At 64.9% G+C, this 24,204-nt stretch carries 21 protein-coding genes and 1 pseudogene; 13 read left to right on the top strand and 9 right to left on the bottom strand.

From position 1 onward, the window contains the following. Positions 1-8: 8 nt before the first annotated feature. From CFE42_RS07335 to CFE42_RS07325, 3 genes are all read right to left on the bottom strand, one after another. Positions 9-4,943 (bottom strand): NAD-glutamate dehydrogenase, encoded by a 4,935-nt coding sequence (locus CFE42_RS07335; protein ID WP_004631340.1) that lies wholly within the window; start codon positions 4,941-4,943, stop codon positions 9-11. 159 nt (positions 4,944-5,102) lie between these two features. Further along, complete coding sequence (locus CFE42_RS07330) at positions 5,103-5,432, bottom strand: DUF2322 family protein (protein ID WP_004631341.1); 330 nt, start codon at positions 5,430-5,432, stop codon at positions 5,103-5,105. 77 nt (positions 5,433-5,509) lie between these two features. Continuing rightward, positions 5,510-5,905, bottom strand: a complete 396-nt coding sequence (locus tag CFE42_RS07325) for a DUF1801 domain-containing protein (RefSeq protein ID WP_004631342.1) — start codon at positions 5,903-5,905, stop codon at positions 5,510-5,512. 466 nt (positions 5,906-6,371) lie between these two features. Here CFE42_RS07325 and CFE42_RS07320 point away from each other — a divergent pair, with 466 nt between their 5' ends. The 5 genes from CFE42_RS07320 to CFE42_RS07300 all read left to right on the top strand — a co-directional run bounded on the left by CFE42_RS07320 (position 6,372) and on the right by CFE42_RS07300 (position 10,863). Then, positions 6,372-8,756 (top strand): HAMP domain-containing protein, encoded by a 2,385-nt coding sequence (locus CFE42_RS07320; RefSeq protein WP_004631343.1) that lies wholly within the window; start codon positions 6,372-6,374, stop codon positions 8,754-8,756. After that, positions 8,756-9,472, top strand: a complete 717-nt coding sequence (locus CFE42_RS07315; RefSeq protein ID WP_004631344.1) for a methyl-accepting chemotaxis protein — start codon at positions 8,756-8,758, stop codon at positions 9,470-9,472. Before CFE42_RS07320 ends, CFE42_RS07315 begins: the two co-directional genes overlap by 1 nt. Positions 9,473-9,483: 11 nt before the next feature. Beyond that, on the top strand, positions 9,484-10,017 hold the full coding sequence (locus CFE42_RS07310; protein ID WP_004631345.1) for a hypothetical protein: 534 nt from the start codon (positions 9,484-9,486) through the stop codon (positions 10,015-10,017). A 29-nt stretch (positions 10,018-10,046) separates the two neighbouring features. Continuing rightward, a complete protein-coding gene (locus CFE42_RS07305) occupies positions 10,047-10,412 on the top strand; it encodes a response regulator (protein WP_004631346.1) in 366 nt (121 codons plus the stop codon). Positions 10,413-10,530: 118 nt separating this feature from the next. After that, positions 10,531-10,863, top strand: coding sequence for a hypothetical protein (locus tag CFE42_RS07300; RefSeq protein ID WP_004631347.1), 333 nt, complete (start codon positions 10,531-10,533; stop codon positions 10,861-10,863). Between the two features lie 12 nt (positions 10,864-10,875). On the opposite strand, the gene CFE42_RS07295 is transcribed toward CFE42_RS07300, so the two are convergent. From CFE42_RS07295 to CFE42_RS07285, 3 genes are all read right to left on the bottom strand, one after another. Further along, positions 10,876-11,736 carry a class I SAM-dependent methyltransferase gene (locus tag CFE42_RS07295; RefSeq protein WP_004631348.1) on the bottom strand — a complete coding sequence of 287 codons (861 nt, stop codon included), beginning with the start codon at positions 11,734-11,736 and terminating at the stop codon, positions 10,876-10,878. Between the two features lie 48 nt (positions 11,737-11,784). Next, entirely contained in the window at positions 11,785-12,450 is a 666-nt protein-coding gene (locus tag CFE42_RS07290; protein WP_004631349.1) for a glutathione S-transferase, read from the bottom strand. A 63-nt stretch (positions 12,451-12,513) separates the two neighbouring features. Beyond that, positions 12,514-13,485 carry a DJ-1/PfpI family protein gene (locus CFE42_RS07285; protein ID WP_004631350.1) on the bottom strand — a complete coding sequence of 324 codons (972 nt, stop codon included), beginning with the start codon at positions 13,483-13,485 and terminating at the stop codon, positions 12,514-12,516. Positions 13,486-13,574: 89 nt separating this feature from the next. Between CFE42_RS07285 and CFE42_RS07280 the strand changes: the two genes are divergently transcribed. The 5 genes and pseudogenes from CFE42_RS07280 to CFE42_RS07265 all read left to right on the top strand — a co-directional run. After that, positions 13,575-14,834: an MFS transporter gene (locus tag CFE42_RS07280; protein WP_004631351.1), complete on the top strand. Its 1,260-nt coding sequence runs from the start codon at positions 13,575-13,577 to the stop codon at positions 14,832-14,834. Between the two features lie 75 nt (positions 14,835-14,909). Further along, entirely contained in the window at positions 14,910-16,316 is a 1,407-nt protein-coding gene (locus CFE42_RS07275) for an alkaline phosphatase family protein (RefSeq protein WP_004631352.1), read from the top strand. A 2-nt stretch (positions 16,317-16,318) separates the two neighbouring features. Then, positions 16,319-16,576 carry a hypothetical protein gene (locus tag CFE42_RS23900; RefSeq protein WP_310722463.1) on the top strand — a complete coding sequence of 86 codons (258 nt, stop codon included), beginning with the start codon at positions 16,319-16,321 and terminating at the stop codon, positions 16,574-16,576. A 57-nt stretch (positions 16,577-16,633) separates the two neighbouring features. Continuing rightward, the gene (locus CFE42_RS23895) at positions 16,634-16,810 is read left to right on the top strand and encodes a hypothetical protein (protein ID WP_004631354.1); all 177 of its coding nucleotides are present in this window, start codon (positions 16,634-16,636) and stop codon (positions 16,808-16,810) included. Positions 16,811-16,866: 56 nt separating this feature from the next. Then, a pseudogene (locus CFE42_RS07265) lies at positions 16,867-17,718 on the top strand (M20/M25/M40 family metallo-hydrolase); the annotation flags it as partial. A 324-nt stretch (positions 17,719-18,042) separates the two neighbouring features. On the opposite strand, the gene CFE42_RS07260 reads toward CFE42_RS07265, so the two are convergent. Together CFE42_RS07260 and CFE42_RS07255 are read right to left on the bottom strand one after the other, a co-directional pair. Beyond that, positions 18,043-18,813 (bottom strand): 3-oxoacyl-ACP reductase family protein, encoded by a 771-nt coding sequence (locus tag CFE42_RS07260; protein ID WP_004631356.1) that lies wholly within the window; start codon positions 18,811-18,813, stop codon positions 18,043-18,045. Between the two features lie 117 nt (positions 18,814-18,930). Beyond that, on the bottom strand, positions 18,931-19,515 hold the full coding sequence (locus tag CFE42_RS07255; RefSeq protein WP_004631357.1) for an ABATE domain-containing protein: 585 nt from the start codon (positions 19,513-19,515) through the stop codon (positions 18,931-18,933). Positions 19,516-19,663: 148 nt separating this feature from the next. Between CFE42_RS07255 and CFE42_RS07250 the strand changes: the two genes are divergently transcribed. Beyond that, the gene (locus CFE42_RS07250) at positions 19,664-20,734 is read left to right on the top strand and encodes a nitronate monooxygenase family protein (protein ID WP_004631358.1); all 1,071 of its coding nucleotides are present in this window, start codon (positions 19,664-19,666) and stop codon (positions 20,732-20,734) included. Between the two features lie 173 nt (positions 20,735-20,907). After that, positions 20,908-21,816, top strand: coding sequence for an alpha/beta hydrolase (locus tag CFE42_RS07245; RefSeq protein WP_004631359.1), 909 nt, complete (start codon positions 20,908-20,910; stop codon positions 21,814-21,816). A gap of 8 nt (positions 21,817-21,824) precedes the next feature. Here the strand turns inward: CFE42_RS07245 and CFE42_RS07240 are convergent, their stop codons facing one another. Then, positions 21,825-22,742 carry a LysR family transcriptional regulator gene (locus tag CFE42_RS07240; RefSeq protein ID WP_004631360.1) on the bottom strand — a complete coding sequence of 306 codons (918 nt, stop codon included), beginning with the start codon at positions 22,740-22,742 and terminating at the stop codon, positions 21,825-21,827. A gap of 158 nt (positions 22,743-22,900) precedes the next feature. On the opposite strand from CFE42_RS07240, the gene CFE42_RS07235 reads away from it, so the two are divergent. Further along, positions 22,901-24,166, top strand: a complete 1,266-nt coding sequence (locus tag CFE42_RS07235; protein ID WP_004631361.1) for a serine hydrolase domain-containing protein — start codon at positions 22,901-22,903, stop codon at positions 24,164-24,166. Positions 24,167-24,204: the final 38 nt, after the last annotated feature.

Genomic DNA, 24,204 nt, shown 5'->3' with positions numbered 1-24,204 from the left:
GGACTGCATCAGGCATCGACCTCGGCCAGTGCCCGGAGCCCCACCGACAGCATCGCCAGGTCAGGCGAGCCGGTAGCCACCTGGTCGGCGATGACGCGGTTATAGCGCGCCAGCGCTTCCTGCCGTGTTGCCCGCCAGGTCTCGATGAGGGCGTCGGCGCTTGCGCCGGGCGCCGCATCTTGCAACACCGACTGCGTAAGCCGCCGTCGCAGTTGCCCCAGTTCTTCGAGCAGCGTTGCACGCGCCAGCATCTGCCAATGCGTTTGCGTCGGCAGGCCGAGGATGCCGCCTTGCAGCCATCCGTAACCCAGCGGCTGGTCGAGGGCAAAGTACACGCGGGCGGCGAGCCGTGCATCGCAGCCGCGGGTGGTTGCAACTTCGGCAATGTCGAGCAACGACACGCGCGCTGGCACACCGGTCGCCACACGCGCCAGCGTTTCCGGCACACCGGCTTCGCTGAACACCTGCTGCTGTTGCGCGGCGGCCTGCGCTGATTCCTCCGTTTGCAGCGCGCTGATTTCGGGAGCGAGCGCATCCACCGCCGCCCGGAACCGTTCCACCGCAGTCGGCACGTCCGACACGCGCCGCCGCAGGAACCACAGGGTGGCGCGCTCGTGCAGTTGCGCGAGTGAGGTGAACAGGGCGGTTTGCGTCTCGTGCGGCACCTGCGCATCGAGGGCATCGACTTCTTCCCAGAGCCCATCGAGCCGGTAGACTGCGCGCGCAACAAGGCTTGCCCACACCACTGCAAGCGGTTCCGCGCCGGTTTCTTCGGCCATCCGGTGCACGAACGTCACGCCGGCTCGGTTGACGAGCGCGTTCGCATGCATCGTCGCCAGGATCTCGCGCCGCAGCGTGTGCCGAGGGATCGACGTGGCGCAGCGCGTGTGCAGGGGCCGTGGAAAGTACGCCGGCAAACCATCGGCCACGAACGGTTGATCGGGCAGATCGCTGCCTAGCAGCACGTCGTACAGCCACATCTTGCTGTAGGCCATCAGCACCGCGCGTTCGGGCGTGGTCAAACCACCGCCGCTGGCCCGGCGGGCGTCGATCTCTTCATCGGCGGGCAGGAATTCGATCGCACGGTTCAGGCGACCGCTGCGTTCCAGATGCCGCATCAGCCGTGCTTCCGGGTCGAGCCACAGCGCCGTGCGCGTACGCGCCAGTGACAGCGCTTGCGTCTGGAAGTAGTTGTCGCGCAGCACCAGTTCGCCCACCTCGTCGGTCATCTCGGCCAGCAGCGTGTTGCGTTGCTTGAGCGTCATCTCGCCGTCGGCCACGACCAGGCCCAGCAGGATCTTGATGTTGACTTCGTGATCGGAGCAGTCCACCCCGGCCGAGTTGTCGATGGCATCGGTGTTGATGCGCCCGCCATGCTGCGCGTACTCGATGCGGCCGAGTTGCGTGCAGCCCAGATTGCCGCCCTCGGCCACGACCTTGCAGCGCAGCTCGGCGCCGTTCACACGCAGGCCATCGTTGGCGCGGTCGCCCACCTGGGCATGCGTTTCGGTGCTGGCCTTGATGTACGTGCCGATGCCGCCGTTGTAGAGCAGATCGGCGGGCGCCTTGAGGATGGCGTGCAGCAGGTCGTTCGGTGCCATCTCGGTCGCCGTTACGTCCAGCATGGCGCGCACTTCTGGGGTGAGCGCAATCGACTTGACCGTGCGCGGGAAGATGCCGCCGCCGGGGCTGATCAGCGCCCGGTCGTAATCGGCCCAGCTTGAACGCGGCAAGTTGAACAGGCGCTCGCGCTCTGCAAAGCTCGTGGCGGCATCGGGCGACGGGTCGAGAAAGATGTGGCGATGGTCGAACGCCGCGAGCAGGCGGATATGGCGCGAGAGCAGCATGCCGTTGCCGAACACATCGCCCGACATGTCGCCCACGCCCACGACGGTGAAGTCCTGCGTCTGCGTATCGACGCCCATCTCGCTGAAGTGGCGCTTGACCGATTCCCATGCGCCGCGCGCGGTGATGGCCATTTTCTTGTGGTCGTAGCCTACCGAGCCGCCGGAGGCGAACGCATCGCCCAGCCAGAAGCCGTATTCGGCCGAGATGGCGTTGGCGTAGTCGGAGAACGTGGCCGTGCCCTTGTCGGCGGCAACGACCAGGTAGGGGTCGTCTTCGTCATAGCGCACGACATCGCACGGCGGCACGACGCGGCCGTCGACGTAGTTGTCGGTCAGGTCGAGCAGCCCGCGCAGGAAGGTCTGGTAGCACGCCACGCCCTCGGCCAGATACGCATCGCGGTCGGCGGCCGGCGGCGGTTGCTTGACGACAAAGCCGCCCTTGGAACCCACCGGCACAATCACCGTGTTCTTGACCATCTGGGCCTTGACCAGGCCCAGCACCTCGGTGCGGAAATCCTCGCGCCGGTCAGACCAGCGCAAGCCGCCGCGCGCGACCTTGCCGCCGCGCAGGTGCACGCCTTCCACGCGCGGTGAATACACCCAGATTTCGAACATCGGCTTGGGCTCGGGCAGGCCGGGCACGCGCGCCGGGTCGAATTTGAACGAGAGATACGGCTTGGGCTGCCCGTGTCCCTGGCCGTGTGCCGTGTCCGGCGGGCTCTGGAAGTAGTTCGTGCGCAGCGTGGCTTCCAGCACGCCCAGGAACTGCCGCAGGATGCGGTCTTCATCCAGGTTGGGTACGTCTTCGAGCGCCTCGTCGATCTGCTTGCGCAGCGTTTCGCTTGCACGCGAGCGCTCGGCCTCGGCAAGCGTGGGGTCGAAGCGCACCAGGAACAGCCGCACCAGCGCCCGCGCAATCGAAGGATTGCCGTTCAGCGCGCTTTCCATATACGCGTTGCTGAAGGTCGAACCGATCTGGCGGATGTAGCGCGCATACGCGCGCAGGATGCGCACCTCGCGCCAGGTCAGACCAGCCTGCAGCACGAGGCGGTTGAGATCGTCGTTCTCCAGCTCGCCGCTCCAGATGCGCGCGAACGCGTCTTCAAAGCGTGCACGGGCTTCGTCCAGTTCGACTTCGCTGCCGTCGATGGTCTCCATGCCGAAGTCGTGCATCCAGATCGGGGCGGCATCGGCGGGTTCGATGCAGTAGGGCCGCTCTTCGTTGACGCGCACGCCCAGGTGTTCAAGCATCGGCAGGCTGTGCGACAGCGAAGTCGGCTGGCCGGCGCGGTAGATCTTGAAACGCAGTGCACCGGGCGGCGCTTCGAGCGGCCGGTAGAGCTGCATGGTCAGCAGGTTGTCCGCCGCATTGGCGGCGAGCAGCGGCTCCATCAGTTCGATGTCGCGCACGGCCAGGCGTGCGGCATAGTCCTCGCGGAAACCGGCGGGAAACGCGCTGGCATAGCGGCGCAACAGGCGGTTGCCCCGCTCTTCACCGCCGCGTTCGAGCAGCGCGTCGGCCAGGTCGTCCTGCCAGCGCCGGGCGGCCTGCACGATGCGGTCTTCCAACTCGGCCACGTCCACCTCGGGCACGTTGCCCGGCTGGGTGCGCACGGTGATATGGATGCGCGCCAGCATCGACTCCGACAGCTGCGGCGTGAACTCCACGGCGGTGCCGCGATACGCCGCCTGCAGCAGGCCCTGGATGCGCACGCGCAGGTCGGTGTTGAACTTCTCGCGCGGCACAAACACGAGGCACGACACGAAGCGGTCAAACGGATCGCGCCGCACGAAAAGGCGCGTGCGCTGGCGCTCCTGCAACCGCAGGATGCCCAGTGCGATGTCGTGCAGCGCTTCGGCGTCTATCTGAAACAGTTCGTCGCGGGGGTATTGCTCCAGGATCGTGACCAGTGTCTTGGCCAGATGCCCGTCGGGAAGGAAGCCCGTGCGTCGGATGACGTCGGCCACCTTGCGGCGCACCAGCGGAATGTCCTCGGCCGGGACCATGTAGACGTTCGACGTGTACATGCCCAGGAAACGCCGCTGCCCACAGACACGCCCCTGCGCGTCGAACAGCTTGATGCCGATGTAGTCGAGATACCCGGGCCGGTGCACGGTCGCCCGCGAATTGGCCTTGGTGAGGAAGATGGGCTCGGGCGCGTCGATGAATTTTGCGGCCCCCGGTGCCAGGCGCGTCGTGTCCGGCGTGGAGGTGTCGCGCAGCGCTTCACGCAGCACGCCCAGGCCTGTGCCGGGTATGCCGCGCAGGTAATGGCCATCGTCTTGCGTAATCAGTTCGTAGTCACGGTAGCCAAGGAAGGTGAAGTGCCGCTCGAGCATCCAACTGAGGAAGGCCTGTGTTTCGGCAATCTCGGCGCGTTCCACGTCGCCGGTCGAGGGCTGTGCGGCACGTGCGGCCAGCGCGTCGATGGCGGTCTGGGCGGCAGCCTGCATGGGATTCCAGTCTTCCACCGCGGCGCGCACGTCGCCCAGCACACGCATCAGGCCGTCGTGCAAAGCCTGCAGGCGGTCCGCCTCGGAGAACCGGTCGACCTCGATGTGGATGGCCGACTCGAAGCGAGCAACGCCGTGAGCTTCTTTGTCCGCATCGGCGGGCGTGTCGGGCATGTCGCCCGCGAGTGCCGCCGGGCGCTGTACGCCGCCGCCGGCCTCGACCGCCACGCGCATGCCTGCGCCATCGCGCTGTACGCGGTAGACCGGGTGGAAGGCGGAATGCAGCGCCAGCCCCTGCCGGTTGATCTCCATTGTCACGGAGTCGAACAGGAACGGCATGTCGTCGTTGACGATTTCAACGACCGTGTGGCTGCAGTACCAGCCGTGCTGTTCGAGGCTCGGGTTGTAGACGCGTACGCGCGGTTGCCCCGACACGAATTTCTGACCCAGCTGCCAGTGCGCCATCGCTGCGCCGTAGAGGTCGGCCACGCTGCGCGAGATCACGTCTTCGGGGTCTGCCAGACCGTAGTAGTGCCGCAGGAACGGCTCGAACAGGTCGGCAATATCGGGCGCACGTTCGCGCGCCAGGGCCACGGCATCCGCCATGTGCTGGCGGACCTTGTCTTCGTGCTGGGCAGACATGAGGCGGCTCCCGAAGAAGGGCTGCCTCATGCTACGCCGCGTGCCCATGGCTGGCAATCCGCGTCGGCGGCGCTCCACTTTGTTGATGCGGCTGTGTGCAGTGCAGCGAGAAAACGGGTGGTTCACTCGCTACTTGTAGCGGGCATCAGCGATGCGTCGTCAGGCCTTCACGACGTTGATGCGCAGTGCGGGTTCACCGGCCGCGATGGCCAGCAGGCGGTCCACATTCGGGTGGGCGCCGGGGCGGTTGCGCGCGTCGATGGTGTGCTCGGCAAACACGGCGAGGCCGTGCTCGGCGGCCTTGGCATCAAGCTGGCCGAACGCCTGCTGCAGGTAGTGGTACACCGCCACCGAACCTTGTTTGCCCGGCTTGTTTTCGATGTCGGCGACCACGGCGCCCTGGCCGTCGACCAGATCGATGCGCTCGATGCCGTCAATGGCGGGCAGTTGGGCGAGGTTGTCCTTGAATACGTTGGTCGGTTGAATCACTGCGGTTGCTCCGTTGGTTGATCAGGCGGGCCGTATGTTAACGGCTCCGGCCCGACCCGCGCGAGCTTGCACGTTCTTCAACGCTTGGCGCCGGCCTGGTTCACGGCAATGGCCGCCTGGATGAGCGCTTTCAACGCTTTTTCGTTCACCTTGTCGCCCTCGCGGAAGTCGATGGCGCGGCGCGTGTTGCCGTCCAGGCTGGAATTGAAGAGGCCAGACGGGTCAGGCACGGAGGCGCCCTTGGCGAACGTCATCTTGACCGTCTGCTTATAGGCCTCGCCGGTGCAGATCAGGCCATCGTGCGACCACACGGGCACGCTCCATTTCCATTCTTCCACCACGTCGGGGTCGGCCGCGCGGATGACGGCGCGCAGGCGGGCGAGCATCTCGCCGCGCCAGTCGTCCAGCTCTGCAATGCGTGCGTCGATCAGCTCGGATGCGGGTGTGGCGGTGTCCTGCGTGCTTTTCTTCATGTGTCTGCCTCGGTGGAGGGGCCAAGCAGAACATTCTGGCAGGAACATGGGCCGGTAGCCAATTCGCAACAGTGGGCGAGACGCCCCATCAGGCTGCATGCCGGGAAACTGAGAAATACCTTTTTTCTATTTTTGGAATCAACGCGAAAGAATCATTCGCGAAATAAAAAAGAAAAATAAAAAGGCACTTAATTAACGGCGACTGGGAAAATAACTTTAGCGCTTTCGCACAATTCCCCACTTGAGTAGGGGTGCCAAACGATTTCGCTGGTAACCAAGTGGCGAGCGGATACGCGCCGCAACCCCATCATCATCGGAAACGCAATGCCGAAATGCCCGGATGGTTGATGTGGCAGTCATCGAGTGGTCATCTTCCGACTTCAATAATTGCGTCTCCGATGTTTAGGAAAGCATATTGGACCGCCCCCTTCTTTCAGGGGGAGCGGTTGAATCGAGAGAATTTCAAATGACCATTCGTCATCGCATTACATTGCTGGTGGTGTTGATGTTTGTCGCGCTGGCGGCCATCGGCGGATACGCGGTCTACCAGACCCGCAGCAGCGCTGCAGAGGTCCGCCAGGTGACCGAAGGTGTGGTGCCGAGCGCGCTGGCGTCGGCCGACCTGGTATCGCTCGTCAAGGACGTGCAGTTGGCGACGATGGTGTTGGTGTATGCACCGGACGCCAACATCGTCGCGCAGGCCAAGGACGACCTGAAGGCGAAAGAAGCCGCCCTGCGTGCGGCATTGGATGTACAGGCCAAACGTGCCAACAGCCACGCGCAGGAAGGTCTGGTTGCCCAGGCCAAAGAGGCCGTCGACAGCTACGTCGACGCCATCCAGCAGACCACCGACATGAAGCTCGCGGGCAAGGACGAGTTGGCACAGGCCTTCCTGTTTGCCAACGTGGCCAGCTACCGCGACGTGCTGGAAAAGATTGTCGAGACGCTGCGCATCGAGAAGAACCGCGAGAAGGATGAAGCCATTGCCGGCCTGAACGGCAAGCTTGCGAGCACGGCCACCACCATCGGCGTGGTGAGCGGCGTGGCCATTGTGCTGCTCACCGCCGTCGGCATGCTGCTGTATCGCCAGATCACCCGGCCGCTCACGCGCATGCAGGCCGAAATGAGCGAGATCGCCAGCAGCCAGGATTTCACGCGCCGTGTGCCGGTGGGACGCATGGACGAGATCGGCCACTCGGTCGTCGCGTTCAACCAGATGATCGAGAAGATCCAGGAGAACGCCGCGCTGCTCAAGCAGAAGACGGCCGACATCCAGGCGATGCTGCAGAACATGCAGCAGGGCATCCTGACCGTGGTGGATGGCGGTGTGGTGCACGAGGAATACTCGGTCTACCTCGAATCGATCTTTGAGACGCAGGAGATCGCGGGCCGCAAGTTGATGGAGCTGATCTTTGCCGATACCAGCCTGGGCGCCGATACGCTGTCGCAGGTGGAAGCGGCGGTCGATGCCTGCCTCGGGCAGGACATCATCAACTTCGCGTTCAACCAGCATCTGCTGGCGAGCGAGGTGGAAAAGCGCATGCCGGATGGGCGCGTGAAGACGCTCGACCTGTCGTGGTCGGCCATCACCGATGAGAGCGACACGATCCTGCGCCTGATGCTGTGCGTGCGCGATGTGACCGAACTGCGCAAGCTGGCCGCCGAGGCCAGCGAGCAGCGCCGCAACCTCGAGATGATTGGCGAGATCCTGGCGGTGAGCCAGGAGAAGTTCCAGCACTTCATCGACAGCTCTACGACCTTCGTGCACGAGAACGAACGGATCATCCGCCAGTATTCGCAGGCGGACAGCGCAGCCATTGCGGCACTGTTCCGCAACATGCACACCATCAAGGGCAACGCGCGCACATACAACCTGCAGCACCTGACCAACGTGGTGCACGAGACCGAGCAGACCTACCACGCGCTGCGCGAACCCGACAGCGAGCACGCTTGGGATCAGGACTGGCTGATGCAAGAGCTGTCGCGCGTGCGCGAGGCCATCGAGAACTACGCCCGCATCAACGAGGTGAAGCTGGGCCGCAAGGGGGACGCGGCGCAGGGCAATGCCACGCATGCCGCGCCCGATGTGATGGCACGCATTCAGGAAAGTCTGCGCCTGGTGGAATCGGCCAACCCGGGTAGCCTGCACGAACTCCTGGCGATGCGCGATTCCGTCCATCAACTGCTGCGCCTGCTGGGCAGCGAGACGGTGGACACGCTGTTGTCCGGCGCGCTGCAATCGCTACCGTCGCTGGCGCAGGAGCTGGGCAAGGAGCCGGTGGCTGTGCGCATCGACGACAACGGCTACCGTGTACGCGCCGAGGCGCGCGGCATCCTGCAGAACGTGTTCATGCACCTGCTTCGCAACTCCATCGACCACGGCATCGAACCGGCCGAAGAGCGTATCGCCCACGGCAAGCCGGCCGCAGGCAAGGTCGACATCGAAGTTGGTGTTGACCAGGGCATGCTGCAGATCACCCTGTGCGATGACGGCCGCGGCCTGGCGCTCGAGCGCATCCGCAGTATCGCCGTGGAGCGCGGCTGGCTCGGCGCAGACCAGCACGCCACCGACGAAGACATCGCGCAGTGCATCTTCCGCCCGGGTTTCTCGACTGCCGACAAGGTGACGGAAGTGTCAGGGCGCGGCGTTGGCATGGATGCCGTGCTGGAGTTCCTCAAGCGCGAGCATGGCCGCATTGAGCTGCGCTTCACCGACGAGCACAAGGGCGCAGCGTTCCGCCAGTTCCAGACGGTGGTGTGCCTGCCCGAACGCTTTGCCGTTGACAGCGTGAACGCGACGCTCGGCGTGGCACCGGCAGTACGCGTGGATCTTGATAAGGAAGCATCGTGATGGGGACGATTGTTATGGCCGTCATCGCTGGCGGCTTGGTTGCCGGTGTGCTGATGTGGGTGATCCGGCAGCGGAAGGTGAATGCGCTCGTGCGCACCTTGGGCGATGCCGATCGCCGCATTGCTGATCTGTCAGCTGATCTTTCGAAGCACGCCGCGCTGGTCGAAACGGGCATGCAGGAAGTTGCTGCACTGGAAACCACGGTCGGCCAGATGCGCGATGCCGCTGCCGATCAGCTGGAGGTCATCGAGCAACTGCGTACCGAACTGCAGTCGGCCACGGCTGCCAAGGAGCACTGGGCGAGCCGCGCGGGGCAGATTGCCGAAGAAGCGGTGCGCCTGCGCGGCCTGGCGCTGACGTTTGAGCGCTGGCACGAGCAGATGATCTCGCTCATGGAGCAGAACCACGACATGCACGCGAAGAACGAGGAACTGCAGTCCATCGTCCGGCATGTGGTGATCGTCTCGCTCAACGCGTCCATCGAGGCGGCGCGTGCGGGGACGGCGGGCCGCGGTTTTGCGGTGGTGGCCAGTGAGGTGCGTTCGCTGGCTGCGCGTTCGGAAGAATTGTCAAAGAGCTATCGCAACAGCCTGCACCTGAATGATCTGACCACCACCGCCACGTTCCAGGACATCCAGGCCGGCGGCAAGATGATCACTGCATCGCTGTCGAGCGTCGAGGCGCTGGCGAGCCAGTTTCAACACCAGCTTCACTAGGCAGGTCTGACGTGATCCGCAGCAACGCACAAGAGAGTTTCGATCGCATCTTCCGCAAGGCCGCGCGTACGCGGCTTGTGCGGCAGGCCGAAGACATGTGCCAGATCGGCACCGCAGCCGAAGGCGACTCCATCAACGGCGAAGAGGCGCTGATCCTCACCATCTCGTCCATCGCCTTCCGTCTTCTGTTGGTGCTGCGATTTGATGAATCCGACGCCACGCGCGCGTACTTCACGGGCGAAGGCGCCGGGCGTTCTTTTGAAGAAGCGCGTCTGGAAATCGGCAACCTGTGCTGCGGCGCACTGAACCAGGAACTGCTGCAGGTGTTTCCCGACCTTGGCATGTCCACGCCCTATGTGGTGAGCGCGCGCTGCCTGCCGTATCTGGATGTGCTCAAGCCAGGCTACGTGGCCACCTACGCGGTCACCATCAACGACACGGTGCGCGTGGACGCCACCGTGTGCGTGTGTGCCCATGCTCCCCTGGATTTCGTGGCCGATGTGAGCGACGAAGTGGAATCCGGTGGCGAGCTGGAATTGTTTTGATTTGGAAGTTTGAGAACGAGGAAAGCGTCATGAGCAAGATTCTGGTTGTCGACGATTCGAGCACCGTCCGTGATGAGGTGGCCGGCTTTCTGAAGAAGCACGGTCTGGCGGTGGATACCGCCGTGGACGGCAAGGACGGCCTGGCCAAGATCAAGGCCAACCCCGGCGTCAAGCTCGTCATCAGTGACGTGAACATGCCCAACATGGACGGTTTGACCATGGTTGAGAAGGTGCGCGGCGAGCTGGGCAACAAGACGGTCAACGTCATCATGCTCACCACCGAAAGCAGCCCTGCCATGAAAGACCGTGGCAAGGCCGCCGGCGTGAAGGGCTGGATCGTCAAGCCGTTCAAGGGCGACGCGGTGCTTGAGACGTTCAAGAAGCTGGCAAGCTGAGAGGCGAGGCAATGCAGCCGGGTGCGCCATGCTCAACCCGGCGCTGCAGGGCATGGCGCCCGCGCGATTTTGGAGCCAAACTTGCTTGCCTGAAGCTCGTTTGGCCGAGGGAGCCATCATGCAAGAGCTCGCCTTTCGCACGCTGCTGTACCGCTACTTCTTCTTCGGCTGGCTGTTCAAGGATGCCAGCCGCGGCAACCTGTTCGAACGGTCGGCCGCCTGGCGTTTCAACCAGGCGCACGCGCACTGGCTGCTGGCCTATATGCGACGCTGGCTGTGGTGCGGATTGCTCTGCTACACGCTGGGCGGCGTACTGGAGCTGGGGCTCAACACGCCGGGGCTGTCGGTGCTGTTCTATGTGCCCAGCGCGTTGAGCGTGCCAGTCAACGTAGTCATCGGGGTGCTGTGGATCGGCCTGAAAGCGCTGCCCGGGCCGCTGCGCGAGCGGTAGGCGCGTGCGCGGTTAAACCGTCGCCAGCAGCAATTCTTCTGCGTTGCGCGGCGGGCGCAGGCCATCGGTCCGGCCGGAGAAATAGCGTTCCGTCAATGTGTCAGCCGAAATGTGCTGGGCATCGCGAAAGCCGTTTTCGCGGGCCAGCGCGAGCATCTCTGGCGGCGTGAAGAAGCTGATGAATGGTGTGCCGCTCGCGCGTGCACCTTTCTCCGCCATCTCAAGGCCGGGGCGGACGTCCGGGTCCGCCATCTCCAGCGGCAGCAGGAATGTCATCGCCAGCATCGACCCCGGCGCCATCGACGCCACCTGCCGCAGCGTCGCCGCATTGGCTTCCTTCGACAGATACATGCTCACACCCGTGGAGACCACGATGGCCGGCCTGCGCGTATCAAACCCGGCTGCGCCCAGCGCATCCTGCCAGGATTCGCGCGCCTCGAAATCCACCGGCACGAAGCGCAGCCAACGCGGAATGCCGAAGCCCAGCGCTTGCAGACGCTGGCGCTTCCAGGCCTGCGGGCCGGGCTGATCGACTTCAAACACCGTCATGCGCGATGCCACATCGGGCCGGCGTTGCGCAAAGCTGTCCAGCCCCGCCCCGAGAATCACGTACTGGCTCAAGCCACGGCCCGCTTGTTCGATGACGAGGTCTTCGATAAAACGTGCGCGCGCCACAATGGACGCGCGAAACGGACGCGTGAACTGCGGGTCCATGTCGCCGCGTCGTTGCCAGCCGGGCTCCGGGGCGAGCAGCTTCAAGCCTACTGCGTCTTCCAGCACGTGCGGCGGTGCATCGCTGTGCATGTGCAAGGCGCGCCACAACGCGACGCGTGCTGCGGTGCTGTCGGGGGATGCTGTCTGTGGTTCGTCCATTGCTTACACGCCTCCATCGGTGGATGAGTCGGTCAGTCGGTCACTGGATCAATCCAGATGCTGATACTCGGGAAACACGGCAATGGCCTGCACGGGTTGCTTCGTCATGCAGACCTCGAACAGGTGGCTGGTGAGCCACCCGGCCAGCCAGGCCTGTACTGCGGGCAGCGGCTGGCGGGCAAACCAGTCCGGCTCCACCGCCGCAAACTGCCGCACGAACGGAAAGATCGCCAGATCCGTCGCGCACGGCGTTGGGCCGCCAAGATAGCGTTGATCTAGCAAGCGCGATTCCAGCGGCATCAGCAGCGTTTCTGTTGCCCGGGCACGCGCCGTCTCGCGCGGCGTTGCCTCTTGCGGATAGCGATCGGGGTACTTGTAGCGATCGAGCTGGCGTTTGAATTCGCCGTCGTTGGCGCGCAGCAGGGCGAGGTTGTCGTCGGATTGCGCGCGGCTCCACCAGCCTTCCGGGTCGCGTGCTTCGAAGGCCCAGCGCATGATGTCGAGGCTTTCTTCCAGCACGCTGCCATCGGTCAAACGCAAGACGGGAACGGTGCCTTTGGGAGACAGCGCCAGCAGTTCGGCAGGCTTGTCGCGCATGACGATCTCGAACGTCTGGAAGCGTCGATTGGCTTGCAGCATAGCCAGGCGCGCACGCATGGCGTAGGGGCATCGGCGATAGCTGTAGAGCAGGGGCAAGACTGGATTGTCGGACATCGGTGCGAATGCGAGGCTACGGATTTCAGGCGCGCCAGGGTAGCGGATGCATGGCGCGGCGCGCTAGGCCACCAGGCGTGTGTGCCCCGGTCGTCCTGACCGCCCCGAGCGCCGCACTGATTGTGGCGGCTGGCCGAACACGCGGATGAACGCCCGCCGCATGCGTTCGGGGTCGGCAAAGCCCACGGCGCGCGCGACTTGTTCCAGCGATTCGTCACCCGCTTCCACGCGCGGCCGCGCGATTTCGGCACGGAGCTTTTCGATGGCCTTGGCGGGCGTCTGGCCGGTCTCCGCCACAAAGGCGCGGTCGAACTGGCGGCGGCTCAGATGGGCGACTTCGGCCAGGCGGTCGACGTCCAGCGCTTCGTGCAGGTGCTCGCGCGCATAGCCCAGCGCCCGCGCAATGCGGCTCGATGCCGGGTCCAGCTCCAGCAAGGTGGAGAATTGCGACTGCCCGCCGGGGCGCCGGTGATAGACCACCAGTTCGCGGGCCACGGCGCGTGACAAGTCGACGCCCAGGTCTTCTTCGATGAGCGCCAGCGCCAGATCGATGCCCGACGAGATGCCGGCCGACGTCCACACCGGCCCGTCGTGGATGAAGATGTGATCGCTCTGCACCTGCACGCGCGGATAACGCCGCTGCAGCAGCGCCGCCATGCGCCAATGCGTGGTGGCGCGGCGGCCATCGAGCAGGCCTGCCGCCGCCAGCGCAAACGCGCCGGAACACACGCTCGTCATGCGCCGCGAGTGGTCTGCCGCTTCCCGCACGAAGGCGATCAGCCGCGGCGAGAACGCGTCTTCGCGCGGGCCGTTGCCGCCCGAGATGACCAACGTATCGAAGGCCGGATCGTCCAGGCCCCGCGTCTGCATGACGAGGCCGGGCGCGCTCTGCACCTGCGCGCCGCCTTCGGACAGCACGTCGATCCGATACGCCGGCTGGGCCGCGAGCCGGTTCGCCACGTCAAAGGCTGTCAGCGGGCCGGTGAAATCGAGCAGGCTGCAGCCCGGAAACACCAAAAAGCCAATTCTGCGCATGATGTCTTGAAATGAGGGATTAACGTCATTTAGGCCCGATGTTGCTCCGCCAGACTGCTGCTGTCAAACGCATTTCTGGAGAGACGATCATGACAACCGCGATGGGCTTGCCGGCCACGTCGACGCCCATGTCGCGCCATCACCGCTGGAAGGTGCTGGGCGTGGGTGTGGCGGCCAATGCGAGTTTTTCGGCAGCCTTTTCGGGCATCCCCACAACCGCCGTGTTCATCCGCTCGGCGTATCACCTTGGCAATGCGGAACTGGGCGTGGCGCTGGGCGCGTTGGGACTGGGCATCGCTATCAGCGAGTTGCCGTGGGGCTTGCTGACCGACCGCTGGGGCGACCGCGCGGTGCTGCTGACGGGGCTTGGGCTGACCGCGCTGGCGCTGTTCGTGATGGCATATTGTGTGGCGCCGCTGCATGGCCTCGTGCCGCCGCTTGCGTGGCTGGTGGGCGGTATGCTGAGCGTCGGCCTCTTGGGCGGCAGCGTGAACGGATCAAGCGGGCGCGCCGTCATGGGCTGGTTTCGCGAAGGCGAGCGCGGATTGGCCATGAGCATCCGCCAGACCGCCGTTCCGCTGGGCGGCGGCATTGGCGCGCTCGTGCTGCCGAGCTTGGCCGCGCACGCGGGGTTTGCCGCTGTGTATGGGGTGCTGGCGGCGGCGTGTGCGTTGACTGCGGCGCTGACGTGGCTGTGGGTGCATGACGCACCAGACACGGTGAATGCAGTTGCACACACTGCGGCGCCCGGCGGTACGGGCCCGTTGCGCGATCCGACGCTGTTGCGCATGGCCTTGGCCATTGGGCTGCTGTGTGTGCCGCAAGGCGCGGTCGTCGCGTTTGCCACAGTATTCCTGCGCGACTTTGCGCACGCCAATGTGCTCACGCTCAGCCTGACCATGGCAGCGGTGCAGGGCGGGGCGGCCGTCATGCGCGTGTGGAGCGGCCGCTGGACCGACCGCCATGGCAATCGCCGTGCCTATCTGCTCGCGTGTGCACGGTTGAGCGTCGTGCTGTTCGTCATGCTGGCCGGCGTGGCGTGGATGACGTCAGCGCTGTCGATCGATCTGTCGGTCATGCGCGTCGCGCTGGTGGCGGCCGTGGTGGCGGGCGGCATCTGCGTATCAGCGTGGCATGGCGTGGGCTATACCGAATTGGCCACGCTGGCCGGTGCGCAGCGCGCCGGCACGGCGCTGGGGCTCGGCAACACGGGCGCGTTTGCGGCACTCGGGCTGACGTCGCTGTGCCTGCCGCAGGTGTTGGCGTGGTCGTCGTGGCCGGTGGTGTGGCTGGTGGCGGCCGGCAGCGCGCTGATTGCATGGCGTGTGCTGCCGGCGGTACGTCAGTAGACGCGCGCAACGCCAATCCCCTCGTTTCTTCCTATAGTGCCCCGCAGAACAACGCAACGAAACGAGGGGGCCACCATGGCAGGCTTGAATGCAATCGAGCACGTGGTCGTGCTGATGTTGGAGAACCGGTCGTTCGACAACCTGTTCGGCACGCTCTATTCAAAGAGCGCAGAGTTCGACGGGCTGTCGGGCGAAGAGACCAACCCGGATGGCGGCGGCCAGGCCATCCGCGTGTGGACGACGCCCGCACCGCCCAACGTGATGACGCTGCCCAACCCCGACCCGGGCGAACTCTTCACCGACATCAACCAGCAGCTCTTCGGCCAGCAGATGCCGCTGGGGCAGACGCCCACCATGCAGGGTTTCACCACCAACTACGCCAAGAACGGTGGCGACCCGCGCGACATCATGCATTTCTTCACGTCAGACCAGGTGCCGGCCCTCAGCACGCTGGCGCGCAATTACGCCGTGTGCGATGCGTGGTTTGCCTCGGCGCCGTGCCAGACGTGGCCCAACCGGTTCTTTGTGCACACCGGTACCGCGCACGGTTATCCGAACAACTCGCCGGTGCACTTTCCGTACTTGATGCCGACGCTGTTCAATGCGCTCGACGGCGTGGTGCCCGACGATTGGGCTGTCTATTACCACGACTTCGCGCAGTCGCTCACGCTGACGCGGCTGTGGCTGCATCTGGATCATTTTCACCTGTTCGACGATTTTCTCGACGATGCGTCCAGCGGAAAGCTGCCCTCGTACAGCTTTATCGAGCCACGTTACTTTGCCGATCTCGACTGGCCCAACGATATGCATCCGCCGCACGATGTCGGCTACGGCGATGCGCTGGTCGCGCAGGTGTACAACGCGCTGCGCAGTTCGCCGCAGTGGCATCAGACCCTGCTCGTCATCACCTTTGACGAGCACGGTGGCTGCTTCGACCACGTGCCGCCGCCTGCCGTGGTGCCGCCCAGCCCGCCGCAACCGGGGCAACTCTTCGCGTTCGACCGGCTGGGCGTGCGCGTGCCGGCGGTAGTGGTGTCGCCATGGATTGCCAAGGGCACGATCTTCCGCTCGACCGTGGCGCAGCCGTACGATCACACCGCCATCATCAAGACGCTGCGCATGCGGTACAACATCCAGACGCCGCTGACCGCGCGCGATGCCAGTGCGCCCGACCTTGGCCACGTGTTGGAGCTGAGCGTGCCCGACGACAACCGCGAGCCCGTCGTCGCCCGTGCCATGGCAGCGAACCCGGCCGGTTTGCAGGCGGCACGCAACGCACCGCTCAACGACTTCCAATGGGCAATGCACGAATCGGCGGCGATGCTGGCGCCGCTGGGTACCGGTATCAGCATTGATGACCACGTGCGCAACCTGTCGACCGATCAACAGCCGCCCGTGCCCGCCGCACAGAATGCCCAGCAGGCGGCGCAGCACATCAAGGATGTGCTGGCGTCGATGGATCTGCCGCATGCGGGGCAATGATCATGAACGCACCGCTTCAGCACTCGCCCGTTGTCATCCGCGCCTTCAGACCTGGCGACGAGCCGCTCTTGCACGCCGTCTTCCATTGCGCTGTGCACGGCATCGCCGCTCGCCGGTACGCCCCCGAGCGATGCGAAGCCTGGGCACCTACCGACTACGACGTCGCCCAGTGGCATGAGCGCATCCGCCGCATCCAGCCGTTCGTGGCGGAACTCGACGCGCAGCCTGTCGCTTACGCCGATTTGCAGGCGAATGGATAGATCGATCACTTCTTCGTATCCGGCGACCATGCGCGACAAGGCATCGGGCAACAACTCATGAGCCACATCCTCGGGTTGGCAGCGCAGCGCGACATGCCGCGTGTGCAAGCGCACGTGAGCTTGAGCGCCGAGCCCTTCTTTGCCTGCAATGGGTTTGAAGTGATCGCACGCCAGGCAGTGACGGTGCGCGGTGTCTTGCTCGATAACGCGTTGATGGTGCGCATGCAGGCGTGAGCCAAGAGTGGCACGAGGCTTTGTTCTTCGGGGAAACCCTCGGAATGGAGTTAAAGATCGTCAGCAACAAGCCCGAGCTGGTGAAGGCCGAGTTCGGCATCAACGAAGGCGGCGGTGGCGAGTTGCGCCACGGCAAGCCGGTGCTCCACCGCATTCAGGTGGCCGAGAAGATGTACTCGACGTACGAGCTGGAAGTGCGTGACGTGGGCGGCCACAGCGCGGTGCCCACGAAGACAAACCCGATCTATGCGTTGTCAGCCACTCTGGATCGGCTGGGGGCGTATCAGTTTCCCGTCAAGCTGGCCGACGTGACGCAGACTTACTTTGCCCGCAGCGCGCCTCTGGCCACGGGGCAACTGGCGGACGATATGCGTTCGGTGGGCACCGGCAAGCCGGACCAGGCCGCGATCGATCGGCTCTCGGCCATTCCGTTCTACAACGCACAGTTGCGCACGACGTGCGTGGCGACCATGGTCAACGCCGGCCACGCCGAGAACGCGCTGCCGCAATCGGCCAAGGCGACTGTCAATTGCCGCATCCTGCCGCTCGATGATCCGGCGGATATCGATCGTCAGCTGAAGCAGGTGATCGGCAACGAGAAGATCAGCGTGCGTTACGTCAACAAGCCGCTGGCGAGTCCCGCGTCGCCGCTCAACGGCGACTTGATGAAGACGGTGGAAGCGCTGACGCAGCAGATGTGGAATGTGCCGGTGATTCCGGCGATGAGCACGGGCGCGACCGACAGCCGGTTCATGCGCAATGCGGGCATTCCGATGTATGGCGTGTCGGGGTTGTTTACCGAGCCGGCTGACCTGCGCACGCATGGTCTGGATGAGCGTATCGAGATTGCACGGTTGTATGACGGACGGGAGTTTCTTTATCGGCTTGTGAAGCGGTTGGCCGAGTAAATTGTTGGGCGCTGCGCTCGTGTTTGTCTTCGGGCGCGGCTTGTTAGTGCTGGTTTGTGTTGGGTTTCGTCCCCTGCAGGGGACGACCTACTTTCTTTGTCTTGCCAAAGAAAAGGTAGGCAATGAAAGGCGCGCCCGAGATGGCGACTTCCCCTTGGATTTGTGTCACGGGGAGGGAGGGGAGGCAAACTCGCTGCGCTCAGACAGTCTCCCCTCTTTTTCCTCCCCGTGACAAAAATCCAAGGCGCCATCTAGGGCAGGGTACGGCCACACCCTCTGCGTGCGGGAGTTGGCGGCGCGGCGCGTGTTCTGGGTGGGTACTTCTCAGATGAAGCCGCCGTCGGTCATCAAGGTGCGGCCGGTAATCCAGCGGGCGTCGTCCGAGGCCAGGAAGGCGATGGCGTCGGCGATATCGTCCGGTTCGGCCAGGCGTCCCATCGGTGTCGATTCGCGCATGCGCGCTTTGACTTCATCGGGAATCGGGGCGGTCATGTCAGTGCGTGTAAGCGCCGGTGCCACGGCGTTGACGGTGATGTTGCGCGGGCCCAGTTCTACGGCAAACGCGTGGGTGAGGGCGCTGACGGCGGCCTTGCTTGCCGCGTACACCGCCAGCCCTGCGCGGGGCCGGTACACCAGGCTGGAAGACACGTTCACGATATGCCCGCCGCGCGCCGGCACATGCGGCAGCACCGCTTGCGTGACGAGAATCGTCGAGAAGGCATTGGTGCGGAACTGCGCGTCGAACGATGCGAGATCGATGCTGCCGACCGGCTGGTTTTCCAGAATGCCGGCATTGTTGACGAGGATGTCGATGGCGCCGAAGGTCTCGCGCACGGTGCTCACCATCGCGTCGACGGAAGTGGCATCGCTCACGTCGGCCTGCACGGCAATGGCTTGGCCGCCGGTGCTGCGGATGCTGTTGACCACGGCGTCGGCTTCTGCGGCGTTGCTGCGATAGACCACGGCCACGCGCGCGCCGTCGGCGGCCAGTCGATGCGCCACGGCGGCGCCGATGCCGCGCGAGCCTCCGGTAACGATGGCGGTGCGGCCTGCCAGGCGTTGGGGCGTGGACTGGGTGGTTTGAGTTGCGGACATGCTGTTCTCCTGAATGGGTGCGATGTTTCCGGAGAACAGGTTACGAACGAGCGGGCTTGCGCGCAGCCCGTTCGGCCGCGACGCGGCGTTCCAGCATTGGAACGACCGAGGCCGCGATCAGCCCTGCTGGCGTTTGCGGTATTCGGCCACCTTATGCCGGTTGCCGCAGACGGCCATGCTGCACCAGCGGCGCTTGTGCGACTTGGTGCGGTCGTAAAACCACAGCGTGCATTCGGGGTGTTCGCACACGCGCACGAGCTGGAAATCGCCTTCGGCGAGCAGATGCGCGGCGGCTTCCGCCAGCGGCGCCAGACATTGCTCGACAGAATCGGAGGGCCGCAGGCGCTCGACGCGCGGGGTGCCGTTTTCCCACACCAGCACGGGATGGCTTGGCGCCTGCCGCAGGAACACATTCAGCGCATCGGCGCTGGCTGCACGGCCCGCCTTGCGTGCCTCCACCAAGGAGCGAATCACCCCGCGCAGGTGCCGCGCCACGGCCAGCAGCACGCCGGGCGGATAGCGGCTTGCCACGGGCTCCGCGAGCCAGCCGGCGCGCACCAGCCAATCGGAGACATCGGCGTCGTTCTGCCAGAAATCGTGCGTCTGGCCGTTGACGTTGGCCACGGTGTTGAGCATGTCCAGCACCGGATCGTCGGCAATCAACAGGGGCGTATCAGCGGAGGCGTCGGCAGGTGAGGACATGGCGGTCTACAAGAAAGCGGGTAGTTGAATTGTAACCAATTCAGCGGCGTATTCCAGTTACAAATTGCATGCGCGTTTCAGCAGAGCAGTCCGATGAAAAGCCCGCCGCATTACCATGTCTCAACCAAGTTCCTAGCCGGAGACGATCATGAGCGCATGGCCCGATGCACGCGTGCTGGAGTTGTTCAACATCGAAGTGCCCATCGTGTTGGGACCGATGGCGGGCGTGGCCGGCGTGGAGCTGGCGATTGCCGTGGCGCGGGGCGGGGGCCTCGGTTCGCTGCCCTGCGCGATGCTCAACGTCGACCAGATCCGCCAGCAGGTCGAGCAGTTCCGGGCGGCCGTGCGGGGCCCCATCAACCTGAACTTCTTCTGCCACACGCCGCCGCAGCCGGATCCTGAGCGCGATGCCAAATGGCGTGCCCATCTGGCGCCTTACTACGCCGAGTTCGGTATCGATTTGAATGCGCAAGCGCCGGCCGTCAACCGGGCACCGTTCGACGAGGCGACCTGCGCGCTGGTGGAGGAATTGAAGCCGGAGGTGGTGAGCTTCCACTTTGGCCTGCCGACACCGGAGCTGCAGGCCCGCGTGAAGGCCGCAGGCGCAAAGATCATCTCCGCCGCTACCACAGTGGAAGAGGCGCGCTGGCTGGAAGCACGCGGCGTAGACGCCATCATCGCCATGGGCAACGAGGCGGGCGGCCATCGCGGCATGTTCCTCGCCAAGACGATCGAATCGCAGGTCGGCACGTTCGCGCTGGTGCCGCAGGTGGCGGATGCGGTGAAGGTGCCGATCATTGCAGCCGGCGGCATCGGCGATGCGCGCGGTGTGGTGGCGGCGTTGGCGCTGGGGGCATCGGCGGTGCAGATCGGCACGGCCTACATGCTGTCGCCGGAGGCCAAGACATCGGCCATTCATCGCGCGGCGCTCAAGCAGGCAACGGATGCCGACACCGCGCTCACCAATTTGTTTACCGGCCGACCGGCGCGCGGCATCGTCAACCGGCTGATGCGCGAGATCGGCCCGATGAGCCCGTTTGCGCCGGCCTTTCCGACAGCCGGCGGCGCGTTGGCGCCGCTGCGCGCCAAGACGGAGCCGACCGGCTCGGGAGATTTCATCAATCTGTGGTCGGGCCAGGCCGGCCAGCTGGCCACGGAAGACTCGGCCGAAGCCATCACGCGGCGCATTGCCTCCGAGGCGCTCGAGCGACTCACCTGAGTTTTTCGGCTGCATCATTTCCCGCGCGGGCACGCCAGACGGCGTGCCCGTTTTGTTTCACATCACAAATCGGCATGCGAGCGATGGGAAAATTTCATGTAACTTGAAAAACGTTGTTTAAGCGGTTACAATGGTTTCGTTGCTCTTTCTCGAAACCCCTCCGGAGCCTTGCCATGAACGCCCCTGCCCGAACCGCTGATCTGGTTGTCGATGCGTATGCCCCCAGCGCTGTGCGCCACCGCACGGTGGATGTCGAAGGTGTGCGCGTGTTCTATCGGGAGGCTGGCCCAGCCGACGCGCCCACCGTGCTGTTGTTGCACGGCTTTCCGAGCGCATCGCATATGTTCCGCAACCTGATTCCGCAGTTAGCCGGGCGCTATCACGTGGTGGCGCCGGACTTTCCCGGCTTTGGCCTGACGCAGGTGCCGAGCGATTTCCGCTACACGTTCGACAACCTCGCGCATGTGGTGGACGGCTTTACGCAGGCGGTCGGCCTGTCGCGCTACGCCATCTATGTGTTCGACTACGGCGCGCCGGTCGGCTGGCGCCTGGCGATGGCGCACCCGGAGCGCATCAGCGCCATCGTCACGCAAAACGGCAACGGCTATGAGGAAGGGCTGGGCGAAGGTCCGTGGGCGCCAGTCAAGGCGTATTGGGACAACCCGGACGAAGCGCATCGCCGTGAGCTGCATCCGATCGTTTCAGACGAGATGACGCAGTGGCAATACCTGGATGGTGTGCCCGACCCGACGCGCGTCGCGCCGGATGGCTATCTGCTCGATCAATATTTCCTGAGCCGTCCGGGCCAGCTCGACATCCAGATGGATCTGTTCCTGGATTACGCGAGCAACGTGGCGCTGTATCCGGCGCTGCATGCGTACTTCCGCGCGCATCGTCCGCCGCTGCTCGCGGTATGGGGTCGCAATGACGCCATTTTCATTCCGCCCGGCGCGGAGGCCTTCAAGCGCGACCTGCCCGATGCGGAGATCCACTTTGTCGATAGCGGCCACTTTGCGCTGGAGACGCACCATGCGGAAATTGGTGCGCGCATGCTCGACTTTCTTGGCCGCGTGGTGAAGTAACGCGCGGTTCAGGTCAACGGTTGCATGGTGGCTTCCGTGGCAAAGCGCTCGCGCAGGAACGCCACCAGCGCTTTCACCGACGGCGGTACGCCTGCACGCGATGGATAGAGTGCGTGCAGGTCGGCCGGCTCGGGTGTCCAACCCCGCAGCACCGTACGCAGGCTGCCGCTGCCGAGCGCGGCATGACAGCAATGCTGCGGCAGGATGGCCAGCCCGAGCCCTGCGATGGCAGCTTCGCGCAGGGCGATGATGTTGTCGCTGGCAAAGCGCGGGCGAATCGGCAGCGACAGCCGGTGCCCGCGCGCATCGTGCAGTACCCAATCGCGGCTGCGGGTGAGCGAGCCTTGCCCCAGGCAGGAAAAGTCTTCCAGCGCGGCGGGTGTGTCGGGTTCGCCCACACGGGCAAGCAACGCGGGGCTGGCCACCAGCACGCGCGGCGAGACCGCGAGATGCCGGGCTACCACGTCGCGCGAGGGCAGTGGCCCCGTGGCCGCGCGGATCGCCACGTCAATGCGCTGCTCGATCAGGTCGACGTACGTGTTCGACAAGTCCAGTTCGATGCGCAGCTTCGGATGCGCATCGGCAAATTCGGCCAGCCAGCGTGCCACCAGCGTTTCTGCCAGTAGCGGCGACGTGCCGACGCGCAGCACGCCAGCCGGTTCGCTGCGTGCCGCGCCGGCCAGCGCTTCAATGGCTGCCGACGCATCGGCCATGTCGCGCGCATGCCGATAGATCGCCTCGCCCACCGGCGTGACCGATACGCGATGGCTTGAGCGCTGCAACAGCCGCGTGCCGAGCTGCACCTCCAATTCGGCAATGCGACGGCTCAGGCGTGACTTGGGAATGCCCGTGGCGCGCTCGGCAGCGGAAAAGCCACCGGCTTCCACCACGCGCGTGAAGAGGTACAGGTCGTCGAAGCGCTTCATGTTGGGACGGGGTTGCGGTCGAACTGCATTGAAGCATAGGCGCTGGCAGAGCGCTCTCGCGGCCAATGATTCGGCGCTGTACAGTGTCGCTGGGCGGGCTGCGCGCGTCAGAATCGGCGCAGGCTGGATCGGAGTCGGGATCAATGCAAGGAGAATGCATGGACAGGCAAGGCACGCAAACGCAGGGGATGTCCCGCGATCGGCTCGAACGGGTCGAGCGCTTCATCGATGACGCCTACATTGCCACCGGCAAGCTGCCCGGCGCGCTGGTCCAGGTGTGGCGGCGTGGCGAGCTGGCCTTGAACTCCGTGCTGGGCCTGGCCGACCGCGAGCGCCAGGTGCCGCTGGCTGAGGATTCGATCTTCCGCATCTACTCGATGACCAAGCCGATCACGTCGGTGGCGTTCATGATGCTGGTAGAGGAATGCAAGGTCGCGCTGGACGATCCGGTCAGCAAATTCATCCCCGCATGGGCGAACCTGGGCGTGCACGCCGGCGGCTTCATGGAAGGCTTCCAGTCGCGGCCGGTCAAACGTGCCATGCGCATGGTCGACCTGCTGCGGCACACCTCGGGCCTGACCTATGGCTTCCACCAGAACACGAATGTCGACGCCGCGTACCGCCGGCTGAAGCTGGGCGACATCGCGACCGATGGCACGCTCGACGAGATGATCGAAAAGCTGGCCGGCGTGCCGCTGGAGTTCTCGCCGGGCGATGCGTGGAACTACTCCGTTTCCACCGATGTGCTGGGCTACCTGGTCGGCAAGATCAGCGGCATGCCGTTCGAGACGTTCCTGAAGGAGCGGATTTTCGATCCGCTGGGCATGGTCGATACGGCCTTCTATGTGCCGGAGGAGAAAGCATCGCGCTTCTGCGCGTGCTATGCCGTGGGCGCGCTGGGCTCGAAGGCGGTGTCTGAACGTGGACCGGTCTTGCAGGACGATCCGCGCACCAGCCCCTACCTGAAGCCGCCCAGCTTCATCTCAGGCGGCGGTGGTCTGGTTTCCACGGCGGCGGACTACCTGCGTTTTTCGCGCATGCTGCTGCAGGGCGGCGAGCTGGATGGCGTTCGCCTGCTGGCGCCGAAAACGCTGGCGCTGATGACTGCCAACCATCTGCCGGGCGGGCGCGACATGTCTAGCCTGTCGTCGCCTTCGATGTTCAGCGAGGCCGCGTATGACGGCGTCGGGTTCGGACTGGGCTTCGCGACCACGATCTCGCAGGCCGCCACGTTGATTCCCGGCAGCACGGGCGATTTCTTCTGGGGCGGCGCGGCCGGCACCTTCTTCTGGGTGGATCCGCAGGAGGATCTGATCGGCCTGTTCCTGACACAGGTGCTACCTTCGTCCGCCTACCCTGTGCGCCGGCAATTGCGCACGCTGGTCTACAGCGCGATCACCGATGTAGGCGGCGCGGCGCGTTGAGCGCGCGTTGACCATCAGGGCGGCGGTGCATCTGGCGC

Origin of the sequence: Ralstonia sp. PBBBR1 (genome assembly GCF_002256165.1) — a bacterium.
GTDB classification, from domain to species: domain Bacteria; phylum Pseudomonadota; class Gammaproteobacteria; order Burkholderiales; family Burkholderiaceae; genus Ralstonia; species Ralstonia thomasii.
The sequence above is the reverse complement of the archived record's forward strand: the minus strand, read 5'-3'. Positions and strand labels throughout refer to the sequence as shown.

Coding starts and splice junctions, on each gene's coding strand:
- CFE42_RS07335 (WP_004631340.1), bottom strand. CDS start 4,943: ATGTCTGCCCAGCACGAAGACAAGGTCCGCCAGCACATGGCGGATGCC.
- CFE42_RS07325 (WP_004631342.1), bottom strand. CDS start 5,905: ATGAAGAAAAGCACGCAGGACACCGCCACACCCGCATCCGAGCTGATC.
- CFE42_RS07320 (WP_004631343.1), top strand. CDS start 6,372: ATGACCATTCGTCATCGCATTACATTGCTGGTGGTGTTGATGTTTGTC.
- CFE42_RS07315 (WP_004631344.1), top strand. CDS start 8,756: ATGGGGACGATTGTTATGGCCGTCATCGCTGGCGGCTTGGTTGCCGGT.
- CFE42_RS07305 (WP_004631346.1), top strand. CDS start 10,047: ATGAGCAAGATTCTGGTTGTCGACGATTCGAGCACCGTCCGTGATGAG.
- CFE42_RS07300 (WP_004631347.1), top strand. CDS start 10,531: ATGCAAGAGCTCGCCTTTCGCACGCTGCTGTACCGCTACTTCTTCTTC.
- CFE42_RS07295 (WP_004631348.1), bottom strand. CDS start 11,736: ATGGACGAACCACAGACAGCATCCCCCGACAGCACCGCAGCACGCGTC.
- CFE42_RS07290 (WP_004631349.1), bottom strand. CDS start 12,450: ATGTCCGACAATCCAGTCTTGCCCCTGCTCTACAGCTATCGCCGATGC.
- CFE42_RS07285 (WP_004631350.1), bottom strand. CDS start 13,485: ATGCGCAGAATTGGCTTTTTGGTGTTTCCGGGCTGCAGCCTGCTCGAT.
- CFE42_RS07280 (WP_004631351.1), top strand. CDS start 13,575: ATGACAACCGCGATGGGCTTGCCGGCCACGTCGACGCCCATGTCGCGC.
- CFE42_RS07275 (WP_004631352.1), top strand. CDS start 14,910: ATGGCAGGCTTGAATGCAATCGAGCACGTGGTCGTGCTGATGTTGGAG.
- CFE42_RS23900 (WP_310722463.1), top strand. CDS start 16,319: ATGAACGCACCGCTTCAGCACTCGCCCGTTGTCATCCGCGCCTTCAGA.
- CFE42_RS23895 (WP_004631354.1), top strand. CDS start 16,634: ATGAGCCACATCCTCGGGTTGGCAGCGCAGCGCGACATGCCGCGTGTG.
- CFE42_RS07260 (WP_004631356.1), bottom strand. CDS start 18,813: ATGTCCGCAACTCAAACCACCCAGTCCACGCCCCAACGCCTGGCAGGC.
- CFE42_RS07255 (WP_004631357.1), bottom strand. CDS start 19,515: ATGTCCTCACCTGCCGACGCCTCCGCTGATACGCCCCTGTTGATTGCC.
- CFE42_RS07250 (WP_004631358.1), top strand. CDS start 19,664: ATGAGCGCATGGCCCGATGCACGCGTGCTGGAGTTGTTCAACATCGAA.
- CFE42_RS07245 (WP_004631359.1), top strand. CDS start 20,908: ATGAACGCCCCTGCCCGAACCGCTGATCTGGTTGTCGATGCGTATGCC.
- CFE42_RS07240 (WP_004631360.1), bottom strand. CDS start 22,742: ATGAAGCGCTTCGACGACCTGTACCTCTTCACGCGCGTGGTGGAAGCC.
- CFE42_RS07235 (WP_004631361.1), top strand. CDS start 22,901: ATGGACAGGCAAGGCACGCAAACGCAGGGGATGTCCCGCGATCGGCTC.